We start from the raw sequence: 15,554 nt of genomic DNA on the forward strand, positions 1-15,554 counted from the left end.
GGCGGAGACGGCCGACGATGAGCCAGTCAGGCCCGGGGTGCGACCTGCTAGGCTATGCGGATGAACGAATCGGTCGACCCACAGCCTGCTGCCACTTTCCTGCCGATGTCACGGCGTTTCCGCGGCTATCTGCCGGTGGTGGTCGATGTGGAGACAGGTGGCTTCGACTGGAACAGGCATGCGCTGCTGGAAATCGCCTGCGTGCCAATCGAAATGGACGACCAGGGACGGTTCTTCCCCGGTCAGACCGCCAGCGCGCATCTGGTGCCGGCCCCCGGACTGGAGATCGACCCGAAGTCGCTGGAGATCACCGGCATCGTGCTCGATCACCCGTTCCGCTTCGCCAAGCAGGAAAAGGACGCGCTGGACCACGTGTTCGCTCCGGTGCGCGCGGCGGTGAAGAAATACGGCTGCCAACGCGCGATCCTGGTCGGCCACAACGCGCATTTCGACCTGAACTTCCTCAACGCGGCGGTAGCGCGCGTGGGGCACAAGCGCAACCCGTTCCACCCCTTCAGCGTGTTCGATACGGTCACCCTGGCCGGCGTCGCCTACGGGCAGACGGTGCTGGCGCGCGCCGCGCAGGCGGCCGGGCTGGAGTGGAACACGGCGGACGCGCACAGCGCGGTCTACGACACCGAGCAGACCGCACGGCTGTTCTGCACGATCGCCAATGCGTGGCCTGGGCCGGTTTAGGTCGGGATTGGGGATTGGGGATTCGGGATTGGCAAGGGCGTGCTCCGCCTGGGCTGAAAGTCGTTGTGCTTGCTAAAAATCTAGAGCAGCCGATGCGTCGCCCGCGTGGATTTTCACAGGCACCTTCGCCATCGGCTCGAACCCCTCATCTGCTGCAAGCGTTGGGTCTTACGCCCGGACACAAAGAGCGTCAACGCCACGCTTCACAAATCCCGAATCCCCAATACCCAATCCCAGCTTCTAAGCCCCGCTGATCCGGTCGCGCCCCGCGCTCTTGGCTTCGTACAAGGCGTGATCGGCGCGCTGCATCAGCGACGAGCCGGTGTCCTCGTCGCGCAGTTCGGCGATGCCGGCACTGAAGGTCACCTGCAGGCCTTGCACGCCACCCCAGTCGTTTCGCGCGTGGAAGAGCGCGCGAATGCGCAGGCACAACGCGTGCGCGTCGGCCAGGGTGGTATCGGCCAGCAGCAGGGCGAACTCTTCGCCGCCCAGGCGGGCCGGTAGATCCGAAGCGCGTGCGGCCGCGGTGAGCAGCGCGCCCACCTCATGCAGCACCGCGTCGCCGCTGGCATGCGAATAGCGGTCGTTGATGCGCTTGAAATGGTCGATGTCCAGGATCGCCAGCACCAGCGGCCGGCCGCTGCGGCGTGCACGGCTGAGATCGCGCGCCAGCGCTTCATCGAAATGGCGGCGGTTCGGCAACCCGGTCAATGCGTCTTCGTGCGCCTGGCGTTCGAACACATCGGACTTGATGCGCAGCCGGGTCAGCAATTCGCTTTTTTCCTGATTGGCCTGCAGCAGGCGTTGCGCCTGCCGCTGCAGGTCCTGCGTGCGCTTGCGGACCAGCTCGGCCAGGCGGTCGTTATGGGTCTTGTAGCGATGCAGCAGCATCCGATACAGCAATGCCAGCGCGAACAGCGCGCCCAGCACGGCGGCGAACCGCACGTCCTGGCGCTGCCACCACAGCGGCAGCACCTCGAAGGTCCAGCGCGCCTCCTGCCGGCTCCATGCACCGCCCGGGTGGCGCGCGGACACGCGCAAGCTGTAGTGACCCGGCGGCAGGCCGATGAGTTCCACGCTGCGCTGGCGGCCGCGGTCGATCCACACGTTGTCCAGCCCATCCAGGCGGGTGCGGTACTCGATGCGCTCGGACAGCAGAAAACTCATGCCCGCATACGAGATGTTGAGCCGGTCGCCGCCTGGCAACTGCGCCTGCTGCCGCCAGGCCAGCGGGCGGCCGTCCTGCTGCACGCTTTCGATCACCGCCGGCGGCGGGCGCCGTTCGCGAAAGCGCTGCAGCCGCGCGGGATCGACCATGCTCACGCCACCGGCCGTGACCACCCACACCGACCCATCCGCGCGTTCGATCATGCTCGGACCGGAGCTGCCGTTGGCCTGCGCATTGCCCATGCCGTCGATCTCGCCATAGCGCTCGATGGCGAGCCTGCCGCGTCCGTCGGCAACCGCATCAAGCGCGGCGAACCCGGTGCGCAGCATGCCCCGGTTACTGCTGATCCAGGCATTGCCCAGGCGGTCGTCGATGAGCTGGAACACGGTGTCCACCGGCATGCCCTGCTCCAGGCCCACGCGCGCCAGCGCGCCGCCACGCACGCGGTACAGGCCGCGATCGGTGGAGATCCAGACCGCGTCGCCGATCGCCTGGAAACCGAACACGCTGCGCGCGCCACCCAGGCGTTCCAGATCCAGTTGCTGCACCCTGCCATCGCGCAACACCGCCGCCCCGTCGACCGAGCCGATCCACAACGCGCCATCGACGCTGGCCAGCGCGGTGATCACGCCATCGGGCATGCCGGCGATCGCCAGCGGCACGCGTTTGCCATCCACCAGCTTCACCACGCCGCGTTGGGTGGCCAGCCACACCGCCTGCTGCGCGTCGATCGCGATGGCACGGATATGGCCGCTGGGAATGCCTTGCGCCTCACCGACGTGCTGCAGCAGTTGTCCCTCACGCAGCACGAAGACGCCGTCGGCGTAGGTGCCCACCCACAGATCGCCGCGCCGATCCAGCGCCAGGCTGAGCACCGACAGCCGGCGCCCGGATGGCGTGGCCACCGGCACCTGGACGATCCGGCCATCCGGCAACATGCGGTCCAGGCCCGCGGTGCCGGCGATCCACAGGCTGCCATCGCGGTCTTCCAGCACCGCACGGGCGTAGTCGCCGCTCAGGCCGTCGCGCTGGCTGTAGCTGCTGAACAAGGTCTCGCGCAGACGGAACAGGCCGCCGTTGGCGCCCACCCAGATGCTGCCTTCGGCATCCTCGCGCAGGCTGACGATGCGCCCGGTGGGCAGGCTACGCCCAGCAGGCAGGTACTCCACGCCATGGCTGCCGATGCGCAGCAGGCCCTGGTTTTCGCTGCCCAGCCACAGATCGCCATTGCGATCCTGCAGCATCGCGGTGAAGTGGCCCTGTCCCGGCACCCGATGCACGCGTTCGGCGCGTTCATCGTGCAACCGGTACAACCCCTCGCCCGCCACCACCCACAGGGTGCCGTTCGGGGCGCGGTACGGCCAGGCCAGACCGGGCGGCAAGCCGAATGCCGCCGGCGCGCGGCGCATGCGTCCGTCCGGCTCGCGATAGATCAATCCATCCAGCGTGCCGATCAACAGCCGGCCGCGATCGTCGAACAGCATGCGCGGAAAACTGCTCTGCAGCGGCACGCCGTCGCGCGGCGGAAAATAGTCAAACCGCCCATCCGGCCACAGGCAGCCCAGCCCGTGCCCCTCGAACAGCAGCCACATGCGGCCATCGGCATCCATGGTCATCGCGTGGATCAGCGCCTGCGGCCACTGCCCGCTACGCTGCCAGTGCCGCCATTGCCCGTCGGCGCTCCGGCGCACCAGATTGCCGCGCGCATCGCTGAGCCAGAGCGCGCCATCGCGATCGACGTATAGCGCGCCTACGCCGTTATCGGGCAGTCCGGGCCGGGTGCTGCGGTCGATGACGCTGAATTCCAGGCCGTTGTAGCGCACCAGCCCTTCCCAGGTTGCGAACCACAGCGCGCCGTCGGGCGTCTGGGCGATATCGCGCAGCGAGTTGTGCGGCAGGCCGTTGCGCGAACTCCAGCTGTCGATGGCGTAGTCGCGCAGTGGCGCGGTGGCGACCGGCGCTGCGCTCGCCGCAAGCGCGCACAGCATCAGCAGCACGCACACACCGGCACCGAGCCAGCGCCGCCACTGCCTATGCCGTCGTGCCGACGCCTGGCCGGCGTCCCCATTCTCGCCCCTACCGCAGGCGCCCACCCCAAGTTTCATCAGACACGACACGCCGTTTGCTGCCGATATGGTAGGCAAAAAGCCGCGTGTGCGCTGCGCGCCTGCGGCACCGGGCGCCGCAAGCGTTGATCCAGCAGCGTTGCGCACGCATCCCGCGCGTCCGCATCAACCGGATCCAGGCGGCGATCTGCGCAGATTCGATCGTCGGCCACGCGCGTGGGCGGCACGCATTCGGTACTCCATGAGTGGCTACCAAACGTAGCCAGCGGTCATCAGGTGAGTGCGGACGAGGCGGAGGAACCCGAGTATGGGAGCGGTGCATGCCGCACCGAATACCGGCCGCGCCCGCCTGGCGGTGAGCGCAGCAGTGTTGTTCGCTACTCCAAGCGCTTCACCCGCTGTGCGAACCTGGGAAGGTCACTTGCCCAGGCGCTGGCGCACGGCCTCGAACAAGGTCACGCCGGTGGCCACCGACACATTGAGGCTTTCGATCTCGCCCGGCATCGGGATCTTGACCAGGCCGTCGCAATGCTCGCGGGTGAGCCGGCGCAGGCCATCGGCCTCGCCACCGAGCACCAGCCCGACATTTCCGCGCAGGTCCACGCTGTACAGCGAGGCCTCCGCTTCGCCAGCCAGGCCGTACAGCCACACGCCCTGCTTCTGCAGGTCGCGCAGGCAGCGCGCCAGGTTGGTCACCGCCACCACCGGGATACGGTCGGCAGCACCGGCCGAGGTCTTGCGCACGGTGGCATTCACCGTGGCCGACTTGTCCTTGGGGATCACCACTGCGGTGACGCCCGCCGCCGCCGCGCTGCGCAGGCAGGCACCCAGGTTATGCGGGTCCTGCACACCATCGAGCACCAGCACCAGCGCACGCCCTTCGGCGGCCTCGACCAGGCCTTCCAGCTCGTTTTCGGCCCACAGCCGCGCGGCCGCATAGCGTGCGGCCACGCCCTGGTGGCGCACCTGCCCGCCCACGCCGTCCAGCGCCTGCGTATTGACCCGACGCACATCGATGCCCTTGCGGCGCGCCTGTTCCTCGATCTCGGTCAGCCGCGGGTTCTTGCTGCCGGCCTCGATCAGGACCTCGCGCACGTTGTCGGCGTCGTTCTCGACGGACGAGGCGACGGCGTTGACGCCGACGATCCACTGGTTCTGCTTGCTCATTGCGCCGGTGCTACGAAAATGGAGGGGGAATGGTAGGGCCTGCGGCCGGTCACGTCACGGCCGGGACATGCAGGACCTGGACGGCACCGGCGAAACGGTGCCGCGATGACATCGGAATTCCACGCGGGGCGTGTGCGGACCGCGCCGACGCACGCCCGGCCCGAACGCCTGACTGCCATGCAGACCATCGTGCCGACGGATTGGCTGTCAGACCAGGCATGGGGGGCTGACCGCAGCGACCAACCGCAGCAAGCGTCCTGACGCCCCGTACCGGAATGCTCAGGCGGCAGGAGCGGCAGCACGACGCCGGGACCGCGCCTCAGACCGGCCAGTGCTCGGTGTCGTGATCCGGATGTTGCCGCGACACCACGCTGGCCAGGAAGGCCTCCGCGGCGGCATCGTTTTCCAGTGGACGTGTGGGCAACTGCGCCAGGGTATCGACGAAGGGCAGCTTGCGATCCAGCCCGTACTGGACCTGCGGCGGCAGCTGTTCCGGATGATCGAATGCCCCGGCGGCAATGGCCACGCCGTCGGGCGCTTCGTAGGTCAACGGGGTGCCGCAATCGGCGCAGAAACCGCGCTGCACCACCGACGAGGATGCAAAGCGCCGGGGCTCGCCACGGGTCCAGCGAAACACGCTGCCGCGCACGGACACCAGGGGCGCGTAATACGCACCGAAGGCCTTCTGGCACATCCGGCAGTGGCAGATCGAGGCGTCGGTCAGTTTGCCGCGCACATGGAAACGTACGGCGCCGCACTGGCAACCGCCGCTGTAGTCGTTCGTTGCATCCATTGCCTTCTCCGCACACCAGCCTGCCAAGATCGCCGCCATGGACATGGAGCAGTCCTGGCGGCACCACACTCCACCTGCCGATCCAACGGGTTGCCGGCGGCACGGGGCCACCGGCAAGGTCATGCCTCACATCAGTGCGACTTCTTCTTGCGCTTGGCGGGCTTTTCCCGCGGCGGCAATGGCGCCTCGCCGGGGTCGCTATTTTCGGCCAGGCGGAAATCGATCTTGCGCTCTTCCATGCTGGCCTTGAGCACCAGCACGCGCACCGGGTCGCCCAGACGGAACTCGCGGCCACGGCGCTCGCCACTCAGCGTCTTGCGGATCGGGTCGAACTGGTAATAGTCCTGCGGCAACTGGGTGACATGCACCAGGCCATTGACCTTGGATTCGTTCAATTCCACGAACAGGCCGAAGCCGGTCACGCCGCTGATCACGCCATCAAACTGGCCGCCGACATGCTTCTCCATCCAGGCGGCGCGATAGCGCTCGTCCACCTCGCGCTCGGCTTCGTCGGCGCGACGGCCGCGCTCGGAGCACTGCAGCGCCAGCGCCGCCATCTGCCGCGGCGAATAGATGAACTTTTCCGGGCTGGCGCCGGTCAGCGCGTGCTTGATCGCGCGGTGCACCAGCAGGTCCGGATAACGGCGGATCGGCGAGGTGAAGTGCGCATACGCCTCCAGCGCCAGGCCGAAGTGGCCGTGGTTGTCGGGCGAATACACCGCCAGGCTCTGGCTGCGCAGCAGCACCGATTCCAGCAACGCCGCATCCGGGCGCGCACGCACCTTCTTCAGCAGCTTGGTGTAATCGCCTGGGCGCACCTTGCTCCAGGCCGGCAGGCTGAGCTGGAATTCCTTGAGGAACTCCAGCAGGTCCTCGTACTTGCTCTCCGGCGGGCGCTCGTGCACGCGGTAAGGTGCAGGCACGTGCACGCTCAACAGGTAGCGCGCGGCCTCGACGTTGGCGGCGATCATGCATTCTTCGATCAGCTTGTGCGCATCGTTGCGCACCAGCATGCCGGCCTGGGTCACTTCGCCAGTGTTGTCGAGCACGAAGCGCACTTCGGAGGTTTCGAACTCGATCGCGCCGCGGTGCGTGCGCGCCTTCGACAGCAGGTGATACAGCTGGTGCAGGCGCTGCACCTGCGGCAACAGCGGGCCGATGAAGGCCTTGGTGTCGGCATCGTCCTCGCCCACCGCCTTCCAGACCTGGTTGTAGGTCAGGCGCGCGTGCGAATTCATCACCGCTTCGTAGAAACGCGAGCCGGTCACCTCGCCATCGCGGCCCACCTGCATGTCGCAGACGAAGCACATGCGGTCGACCTTGGGCATCAGCGAGCAGATGCCGTTGGACAGGGTCTCCGGCAGCATCGGCACCACGAAACCGGGGAAATACACCGAGGTGGCGCGCTTCTGCGCTTCGTCGTCCAGCGGCGTGCCGGGACGCACGTAGTTGGACACGTCGGCGATCGCCACCACCAGGCGGAAGCCGTCGGCGTTGGGTTCGCAATACACCGCGTCGTCGAAGTCCTTGGCGTCTTCGCCGTCGATGGTGACCAGCGGCATCTGCCGCAGGTCCACGCGCCCGCCGATCATCTGCGGCTGGACCACCAGCGGCACGGCCGCGGCTTCGTCCAGCACTTCCTGCGGGAATTCGTGCGGCAGTTCGTGGCCGTGGATGGCCATTTCCACCACCAGCGACGGAGTCAGCTTGTCGCCGAGCACCGCGATGATCTTGCCGATGGCGGGGCGGCGCGCATCCGGGGGCGCGATCAGTTCGCACACCACCAACTGGCCTTCGCGCGCCTCGCCGATGCCGTCCGGGGCGATCTGGACATTGCGCTGCACGCGCTTGTCGTCCGGATCGACGTAGGCCACGCCGTGTTCGTAGAAAAAGCGCCCCAGCATGCGCGACATGCCACGCTCGAGCACCCGTGCAATGGCGCCTTCGCGGCGGCCGCGGCGATCGATGCCGGTGACATTGGCCAGCGCACGGTCGCCGTGCATCACCTTGCGCATTTCGAAAGGCGGCAGGAACAGGTCGTCGCCGCCCTCGTCCGGCTTGAGGAAGCCGAAGCCCTCGGGGTTGGCGATCACCACGCCGGCAATCAGGCTGGTCTGCTGCACCGGGGCATAGCCGCCGCGACGGTTCTGCACCAGCTGCGCTTCGCGCACCATCGCGGCCAGGCGCTTGCCCAGCGCATCGATGCGGTCGCTCAGGCCGAGCTGTTCGGCGATCTCTTCGGCGGTCTGCGGACCGTCGCAGGCATCCAGCAACTGCAGGATGGACTCACGGCTGGCGATCGGCTCGGCATAGCGCAGCGCCTCGCGATCGGCATGCGGATCCTTGAAGCTGGCGGCAGGCGCCGCAGCGGCCTCTGCAAAGCGCTCTGGAGGTGGTGCCGGCGGGCCGCTCTTGCGCGGATGCGGCGCGCGCGGGGCGGCAGGCGTTGGAGCGGAGGGCTGCTGCGGTGCCGCTTTGGCGGCAGCGCGCTTGTTGGCGGACTTGGTCGATGCGCCGGCAGCGGCGCGAACCAGGAAGTCCGGCATCCACCCCGGCAATTTTTGCTGTTCGGCGGTGGAGGAGTCGCCCGGGCTGGCGGATTTACGGCGGCTGGGCCGGGCGGAATCGTGGGGGGTTTTCTTTGTCATTGCCCTAATGGTACCCCCTGTGGTCCTGGCGTGGGCGGCAGGCACCCCCGGCGGTCGGCGACGGATGCGCGAACCCGTTGACAAGGCTGCCAGGAGTCTGCAAAATTCGCGGCTCACCTGCCCAGGTGGCGGAATTGGTAGACGCACTAGCTTCAGGTGCTAGCGGGGGCAACTTCGTGGAGGTTCGAGTCCTCTTCTGGGCACCAGTTTAAAAAGACCTCCGAGCGATCGGGGGTCTTCTGGTTTCTGGGGTCGGGAGTCTTGCGGTGGCGTGATCGATTATCGGCCGCATGGATCACCAGCGTCCTGCGATGCCTGCTTGGCACGCCGTAGAGACCTCGGCCGCGCTTGGCACTCTCTCAGGCGGTGTGCCCTGTATCCACGCGGATGCACGACGCCACGGCTCGAACCACGCCTGCGGCCTCACCGCTTTTGCAGCGCTACGCGACCTCCACTGCGGCAAGCGAGCGCAAGCAACTGCACGCATTGCGACAACCGCCGGCCATTACCAGCGGCGCTGCCATCACCACCACGCTGCCCCGCGACAGCAGCGATCCCTGCCCTCACCGCGTCACGGCGCGGCAGTGATTCCTGCCTTGCGCAATGCCTGCGCCCAGATGCGGTAACCGGCTTCGCTGGGATGGGTGCTGTCTGGCATCAGGGCTTCGGGCAGGGAGCCGTCGGGTTGCAGCATCTGCGGGCCGATATCCAGCAGACGTACCGACGGGTCCTTGCCGAAGCGGGCGGCAAGCAAGCGATTGGTCTCGGCGATTGGCCCGCGCAGCGGACTATCGGCACGGAAGCCGCGCGGCATGATCTGCATCAGGATCAACCTGCTGTTGGGCAAGCGGCGACGCACCTCGGCGACCACGGCCTCCACGCCCTGGGCAGCCTCGGCTGGCGTGCTGGCGCGCGACTGTGCGGTGCCGGTGAGGTTATTGGTGCCGATGTGCAGCACCACCCAACGTGGATCCAGGCCGTCGAGTTCGCCCTGGCGGATGCGCCACAGCACGTTCTGGGTGCGATCCCAGCCGAAGCCCAGGTTCAGCACCGGCCGCTTGCCGTATAGCCATTGCCAGGATTCCGCGCCGCTGACGCGGGTGGCCTGCGGCGGACCGGCCCAGAAGTGGGTGATCGAGTCGCCGATCATCACCACCTCCGGTTTGAGCGTGCGCGCCACCGCCAGCGCAGCATGGTGGCGGGCGTACCAGTCGTAAGAATCCTGCTCCAGCCAATCGACCGGCATCAACGACGTTGCCGCATCGCGGCCGAGCTCGGCCACCGGCTTGACCGGCGACTCGCCGAGCAGCCGCGCCAGGGTCGGCTCGATCGCCTCGGCCAGCATGCGTTGCCCCCGGGTATCCGGATGCAGGGCGCCGGCGGCAGGCCGGAAGCGGGTGTCGTAGAACAGCTCGGTCCGCAGCTTGCCCGCACGCTGGAAGACCGAGCTGACGTCCAGATAGCTCACGCGCGGGTTGTCGCCGTAGCGTACCGCCAGGCCCTGGTTGACCTGCGCGTCGCGCCGCGACTTCTCCGCCGACACATCACTGGGCAGCACGCTCAGCAGCAGGATGTGGGTGCGCGGCAGTTTCTGTTCGATTGCGGCGACCACCGCGTCGATGCCGAGCTGGGCCTGCTCGGCGCTCTGGCCGAGATGACCGGTGTTATTGGTGCCGATCAGCACCAACGCGACCTTGGGATTCAGGCCATCCACTTCGCCATTGGCCAGCCGCCACAGCACGTGCTCGGTGCCATCACCGCTGAAGCCCAGGTTGAGCGCGCCACGGCTGCCGTAGAAGGTCTGCCAGGTGGACCGGAACTCTTCGTCCGGCGCCTTGGCCTTCTCGTAGTTCTGGGTGATCGAGTCGCCGATCAGCAGCAGCGGTGCGTCGGCGTGCTGCTTCACCTGTTCCAGCACCTGTGCATGCCGCTGTGCCCACCAGGGCTCCTGCAGCCGGTCGGTGGGCACGATCGAAGGCGGTGGCGTCTGCGCACCTGCCGTGGCGCAGACCAGCAACAGCCCCCAGCACACCAGCGCGTGCGCGATGGCAGACAGCGAAGGGCGGGAGAGCACAGCGTGCAATGACCGGAACATGCGCGCACCAGCGACGGGGAGAAGCACGGATTGTGGTCCGCGGGCGCAGCGAACGACAAGCGTCAGCGCGCAGCGCCTGCCAGCAGGCGCTGCACGATGATCGATGCAGGTTGGCGGCCGGGTGATGCAGCTGCATCCCAGCTGCACGCACCAGCCTATATGTAGGAGCGTGCCTGCGCGCGACGAGGCGTTATCGAGAACGCTCCGTCGCGCGCGGGCACGCTCCTACCAAGCAATCTCAGCCCAGCCCCGGAACTCTCGCTGACCAGCCGACGCACTGATCGATGACGCGCTTACGCAACGTGGCCGAGGTCAGCGCAGCCCGGTCTCGCCGCGCGCGATCACCACGCGCTGAATCTCCAAGGTGCCTTCGTCGATCTCGGTGATCTTGGCATCGCGGAGAGCGCTCCAGCGTTGCCGCATCTGCGGCAGCGCTGGAGTGCGGCCGACCTCAGCGCAAGCCGGTCTCGCCGCGCGCGATCACCAGGCGCTGGATTTCCGAGGTGCCTTCGTAGATCCCGGTGATCTTGGCATCACGGAGAGCGCTCCAGCGTTGCCGCGCCTGCGGCAGCGCTGGAGTGCGGCCGACCTCAGCGCAAGCCGGTCTCGCCGCGCGTGATCACCAAGCGCTGGATTTCCGAGGCGCCTTCGTAAATCTCGGTGATCTTGGCATCGCGGAGAGCGCTCCAGCGTTGCCGCATCTGCGGCAGCGCTGGAGTGCGGCCGACCTCAGCGCAAGCCGGTCTCGCCGCGCGCGATCACCAGGCGTTGAATCTCCGAGGTGCCTTCGTCGATCTCGGTGATCTTGGCATCGCGGAGAGCGCTCCAGCGTTGCCGCGCCCGCGGCAGCGCTGGAGTGCGGCCGACCTCAGCGCAAGCCGGTCTCGCCGCGCGCGATCACCAAGCGTTGAATCTCCGAAGTGCCTTCGTAGATCTCGGTGATCTTGGCATCGCGGAGAGCGCTCCAGCGTTGCCGCATCTGCGGCAGCGCTGGAGTGCGGCCGACCTCAGCGCAAGCCGGTCTCGCCGCGCGCGATCACCAGGCGCTGGATTTCCGAGGTGCCTTCGTAGATCTCGGTGATTTTGGCGTCGCGGAAGTAGCGCTCCAGCGGCATCTCCTTCGAATAACCCATGCCGCCATGGATCTGCACCGCCTGGTGGGTGATCCACATCGCCGCTTCGGAGGCGGTGAGCTTGGCCACCGCCGCTTCGGTGCCGAACTTGCGCCCCTGTCCCTTGAGCCAGGCCGCGCGCAGCGTAAGCAACAGCGCCGCATCCAGCTTGCACTTCATGTCGGCGATCTTGGCCTGGGTCATCTGGAAGGTGCCGATCGCCGCGCCGAACGCCTTGCGCTCCTTCGCGTAGGCCAGCGTGGCTTCATAGGCGGCACGCGCGATGCCCACCGCCTGCGAGGCGATGCCGATGCGCCCGGCATCCAGCACGCTCATCGCGGTCTTGAAGCCCTCGCCCTCGGCACCCAGCACCTCGTCCGGCTGTGCCACGTAGTCGGCGAACTCGATCTCGCAGGTGGCCGAGGCGCGGATGCCCAGCTTGGGCTCGGTCTTGCCGCGGTGGAAGCCGGCGCGCTCGGTATCGACCATGAACGCGGTGATGCCGCGCGAGCCCTTGTCCGGTTCGGTCACCGCGAACAGCACGATGTACTTGGCCACCGGGCCGGAGGTGATCCAGCTCTTCTTGCCGTTGATGACGAAGCTGCCATCGCCCTGCTTGACCGCGCGGCAGCGCATCGCCGAGGCATCGGAACCGGACTGCGGCTCGGTCAGCGCGAAGGCGCCGATGTGGGTGCCTTCGGCAATCGCGCGCACGTAGAGCTGCTTCTGCGCTTCGGTGCCGTTTTTCAGGATGCCGGTGCAGAACAGCGAATTGTTGACCGACATGATGGTGGAATGCGCGCCGTCGGCGGCGGCGATCTCGATCATCGCCAGCGCATAGCTGATCGGGTCCATGCCGGCACCGCCGTACTCGGCCGGCACCTCGATGCCCATCAAACCGTTCTCGCCCAGCAGCCGGATGTTCTCTAGCGGAAACTCGCCGCTGCGGTCGAAGTGCTCGGCGCTGGGGGCGATCTTTTCCTGGCCGATCCGGCGGGCCACGTCCTGGATCATCAGTTGTTCTTCGGTAAAGCTGAAATCCACGTTCGACCCCTCCCGGGTATTGACTGTGCGTCCATTGTAGCCACAACCATTCGCATGCGTATGTAGTTGACCTCACCCCCTGCCCGGCCGAAAATATCTCCATATCGCGATATAGAGATATTCATGGATCTGGAAGACTGGTCGGCCCGCCTGAAAGTATTCGCCGACGCTACCCGTGTCCGCCTGCTGGCCCTGCTGGAGCAGGAAGAACTCACTGTGGCCGAGCTGTCGGCCATCACCCGCCTGGCCCAGCCGCGGGTGTCCACCCACCTGGCCAAGCTGAAGGAAGCCGGCCTGGTGCGCGACCGCCGCGCCGGCGTGTCCGCGTATTACCGCTTCGACGAGGTCTCGCTGGACCCGGCCCAACGCGCGCTATGGCTGGCACTGAGCACCGGCAGCGACGACCCGCTGCTGCGCCAGGATGCCGAGCGCGTGGCCGCCGTGCTCGCCAATCGCGCCGCCGACCAGAACTGGGCCGATTCGGTGGCCGGCGACATGGAGCGCCATTATTCGCCCGGGCGCACCTGGGAAGCGCTGGCGCGCACCGCCCTGCCCCTGCTGGAAGCCGGCGACGTGCTGGACATCGCCTCCGGCGACGGCGTGCTGGCCGAACTGGTGGCCCCGCACGCCACCCGCTACATCTGCATCGACACCAGTGCGCGCGTGGTGGCCGCCGCCAGCGAGCGCCTGCGCAAGCTGGGCAACGTGGAAGTGCGCGAAGGCGACATGCATGCGCTGCCGTTCCCCGATGCCAGCTTCGACCTGGTGGTGCTGATGCATGCACTGACCTATGCCGCCAAGCCGGCGCAGGCGGTGGCCGAATCGGCGCGCGTACTGCGCCCCGGCGGCCGCCTGCTGCTGTGCAGCCTGGCCAAGCACGAACACCGCGCGACCGTGCATGCCTACGGCCACGTCAATCTGGGATTTGCCGCCAAGGAATTGCGCAGGTTCGTCGAGAAAGCCGGGCTGGACGTGTCCAGCCTGGAGACGGTGACGCGCGAAAAACGGCCGCCGCATTTCGAGGTGATCTCGTTGATTGCGCTGAAGCCGGGATTGGGGAGTCGGGATTCGGGATTGGTGGGAAACAAAGACACTGCGGCGAGGAGAACCTGACCATGACGCACGCGCCAATCCCCAATTCCCAATCCCCAATCCCGTTTGCGTTGCCGTGGCTGCATCCGGAGCGCGCCGCCAAGCTCACTGCCGCCTTGCGTGAGCGCATCCTCATCATCGATGGCGCGATGGGCACCATGATCCAGCGCCACGATCTGCAGGAGCCTGACTACCGCGGCACCCGCTTTGCCGAGGGCTACGACAGCGCGCACGTGCACGGGCCCGGTTGCGATCACGCACACGCGCCGGAAGGGCATGACCTGAAGGGCAACAACGACCTGCTGCTGCTGACCCGCCCGGAGATCATCGCCGGCATCCACCGCGCGTATCTGGATGCCGGTGCCGACCTGCTGGAAACCAACACCTTCAACGCGACGTCGGTGAGCCAGGCCGACTATCACCTGGAACATCTGGTCTACGAGTTGAACAAGGCCGGCGCGCAGGTGGCACGCACGTGCTGCGATGCCGTCGAAGCGCTGACCCCGCACAAGCCGCGGTTCGTGATCGGCGTGCTCGGCCCGACCAGCCGCACCGCTTCGATCAGCCCGGACGTCAACGATCCCGGTTACCGCAACACCAGCTTCGATGCGCTGCGACAGACCTATCGCGAGGCGATCGAAGGCCTGATCGATGGCGGTGCCGACACCTTGATGGTGGAGACCATCTTCGACACGCTCAATGCCAAGGCCGCGCTCTACGCCATCGAAGAAGTCTTCGAAACCCGCGGCGGGCGTCTGCCGGTGATGATCTCCGGCACCATCACCGATGCGTCCGGGCGCACCCTGTCCGGGCAGACCGCCGAAGCGTTCTATGCTTCGGTGGCGCACGGTCGGCCGTTGTCGGTGGGTCTGAACTGCGCACTGGGCGCCAAGGACCTGCGCCCGCATGTGGAGACGCTGGCGCAGATCGCCGACGGCTATGTCAGCGCGCATCCGAATGCCGGCCTGCCCAATGCCTTCGGCGAATACGACGAAACCCCGGAAGAAATGGCGGCCACGCTGCGCGAGTTCGCCCAAGCCGGCCTGCTCAATCTGGTCGGCGGGTGCTGCGGCACCTCGCCGGATCATATCCGCGCCATCGCCGCGGCGGTGGCCGACCTGCCGCCGCGGCAATTGCCTGGCGCGCAGGAGCTGGCGGCGTGATGCGTCAGGCTCGCCCTCATCCGCCCTTCGGGCACCTTCTCCCGCAGGCGGGAGAAGGACGGCGCATGCTTCCGCTGGCGGTAGAGGGACAGCACGGCGCTTGGGCTGCCACAAGGACGCGACGTGCGCAGCGAATTGCCCTTCTCCCGCCTGCGGGAGAAGGACGGCGCATGGATCGGCTTGCCGCACATACGCGCCGTGCGCGGCGAACTGCTCTTCTCCCGCCTGCGGGAGAAGGACGGCGCATGGATCGGCTTGCCACACATATGCGCCATGCGCAGCGAATTGCCCTTCTCCCGCCTGCGGGAGAAGGACGGCACATGGATCGGCTTGCCACACATATGCGACGTGCGCAGCGAATTGCCCTTCTCCCGCCTGCGGGAGAAGGACGGCGCATGGATCGGCTTGCCACACATATGCGACGTGCGCAGCGAATTGCCCTTCTCCCGCCTGCGGGAGAAGGACGGCGCATAGATCGGCTTGCCACACATATGCGCCGTGCGCAGCGAA

General features: G+C 67.3%; 13 protein-coding genes, 1 tRNA gene and 2 pseudogenes. 5 read left to right on the forward strand and 11 right to left on the reverse strand.

From position 1 onward, the window contains the following. The first annotated feature begins 54 nt into the window (after window positions 1–54). Complete coding sequence (gene rnt, locus ACCQ05_RS13635) at window positions 55–696, forward strand: ribonuclease T (protein WP_228961987.1); 642 nt, start codon at window positions 55–57, stop codon at window positions 694–696. A gap of 240 nt (window positions 697–936) precedes the next feature. Here the strand turns inward: rnt and ACCQ05_RS13640 are convergent, their stop codons facing one another. The 4 genes from ACCQ05_RS13640 to rnr form a co-directional block, all read right to left on the reverse strand. Then, window positions 937–3,969, reverse strand: a complete 3,033-nt coding sequence (locus ACCQ05_RS13640; RefSeq protein WP_372390878.1) for a diguanylate cyclase domain-containing protein — start codon at window positions 3,967–3,969, stop codon at window positions 937–939. 378 nt (window positions 3,970–4,347) lie between these two features. Then, window positions 4,348–5,097 carry a 23S rRNA (guanosine(2251)-2'-O)-methyltransferase RlmB gene (gene rlmB / locus ACCQ05_RS13645; RefSeq protein WP_228961985.1) on the reverse strand — a complete coding sequence of 250 codons (750 nt, stop codon included), beginning with the start codon at window positions 5,095–5,097 and terminating at the stop codon, window positions 4,348–4,350. 319 nt (window positions 5,098–5,416) lie between these two features. After that, window positions 5,417–5,890 (reverse strand): GFA family protein, encoded by a 474-nt coding sequence (locus ACCQ05_RS13650; protein WP_372390880.1) that lies wholly within the window; start codon window positions 5,888–5,890, stop codon window positions 5,417–5,419. Window positions 5,891–6,021: 131 nt separating this feature from the next. Beyond that, window positions 6,022–8,538, reverse strand: a complete 2,517-nt coding sequence (gene rnr, locus ACCQ05_RS13655) for a ribonuclease R (RefSeq protein ID WP_372390882.1) — start codon at window positions 8,536–8,538, stop codon at window positions 6,022–6,024. A 119-nt stretch (window positions 8,539–8,657) separates the two neighbouring features. Here rnr and ACCQ05_RS13660 point away from each other — a divergent pair. Further along, window positions 8,658–8,744: transfer RNA gene (locus ACCQ05_RS13660), tRNA-Leu, on the forward strand. A 365-nt stretch (window positions 8,745–9,109) separates the two neighbouring features. On the opposite strand, the gene ACCQ05_RS13665 is transcribed toward ACCQ05_RS13660, so the two are convergent. From ACCQ05_RS13665 to ACCQ05_RS13695, 7 genes and pseudogenes are all read right to left on the reverse strand, one after another. Then, window positions 9,110–10,633 carry a platelet-activating factor acetylhydrolase IB subunit gene (locus ACCQ05_RS13665; protein ID WP_372390884.1) on the reverse strand — a complete coding sequence of 508 codons (1,524 nt, stop codon included), beginning with the start codon at window positions 10,631–10,633 and terminating at the stop codon, window positions 9,110–9,112. A gap of 312 nt (window positions 10,634–10,945) precedes the next feature. Then, entirely contained in the window at window positions 10,946–11,056 is a 111-nt protein-coding gene (locus tag ACCQ05_RS13670) for an acyl-CoA dehydrogenase (RefSeq protein ID WP_372390886.1), read from the reverse strand. A gap of 28 nt (window positions 11,057–11,084) precedes the next feature. Next, a pseudogene (locus tag ACCQ05_RS13675) lies at window positions 11,085–11,171 on the reverse strand (acyl-CoA dehydrogenase family protein); the annotation flags it as partial. Window positions 11,172–11,223: 52 nt separating this feature from the next. Next, the gene (locus ACCQ05_RS13680) at window positions 11,224–11,334 is read right to left on the reverse strand and encodes an acyl-CoA dehydrogenase family protein (protein WP_506191525.1); all 111 of its coding nucleotides are present in this window, start codon (window positions 11,332–11,334) and stop codon (window positions 11,224–11,226) included. Window positions 11,335–11,362: 28 nt separating this feature from the next. Beyond that, complete coding sequence (locus tag ACCQ05_RS13685) at window positions 11,363–11,482, reverse strand: acyl-CoA dehydrogenase family protein (RefSeq protein ID WP_506191553.1); 120 nt, start codon at window positions 11,480–11,482, stop codon at window positions 11,363–11,365. Window positions 11,483–11,501: 19 nt separating this feature from the next. Then, window positions 11,502–11,588 (reverse strand): annotated as a pseudogene (locus tag ACCQ05_RS13690) (acyl-CoA dehydrogenase family protein); the annotation flags it as partial. 52 nt (window positions 11,589–11,640) lie between these two features. Then, a complete protein-coding gene (locus tag ACCQ05_RS13695; protein WP_372390891.1) occupies window positions 11,641–12,789 on the reverse strand; it encodes an acyl-CoA dehydrogenase family protein in 1,149 nt (382 codons plus the stop codon). Between the two features lie 123 nt (window positions 12,790–12,912). Between ACCQ05_RS13695 and ACCQ05_RS13700 the strand changes: the two genes are divergently transcribed. The 3 genes from ACCQ05_RS13700 (at window position 12,913) to ACCQ05_RS13710 (ending at window position 15,518) form a co-directional block, all read left to right on the forward strand. Then, entirely contained in the window at window positions 12,913–13,902 is a 990-nt protein-coding gene (locus ACCQ05_RS13700) for an ArsR/SmtB family transcription factor (RefSeq protein ID WP_372390893.1), read from the forward strand. A 2-nt stretch (window positions 13,903–13,904) separates the two neighbouring features. Next, complete coding sequence (locus ACCQ05_RS13705) at window positions 13,905–15,044, forward strand: homocysteine S-methyltransferase family protein (RefSeq protein ID WP_372390896.1); 1,140 nt, start codon at window positions 13,905–13,907, stop codon at window positions 15,042–15,044. A gap of 123 nt (window positions 15,045–15,167) precedes the next feature. Next, complete coding sequence (locus ACCQ05_RS13710) at window positions 15,168–15,518, forward strand: hypothetical protein (protein ID WP_372390898.1); 351 nt, start codon at window positions 15,168–15,170, stop codon at window positions 15,516–15,518. Window positions 15,519–15,554: the final 36 nt, after the last annotated feature.

The organism is Xanthomonas sp. NCPPB 3582, from assembly GCF_041475735.2.
GTDB lineage: Bacteria > Pseudomonadota > Gammaproteobacteria > Xanthomonadales > Xanthomonadaceae > Xanthomonas > Xanthomonas codiaei.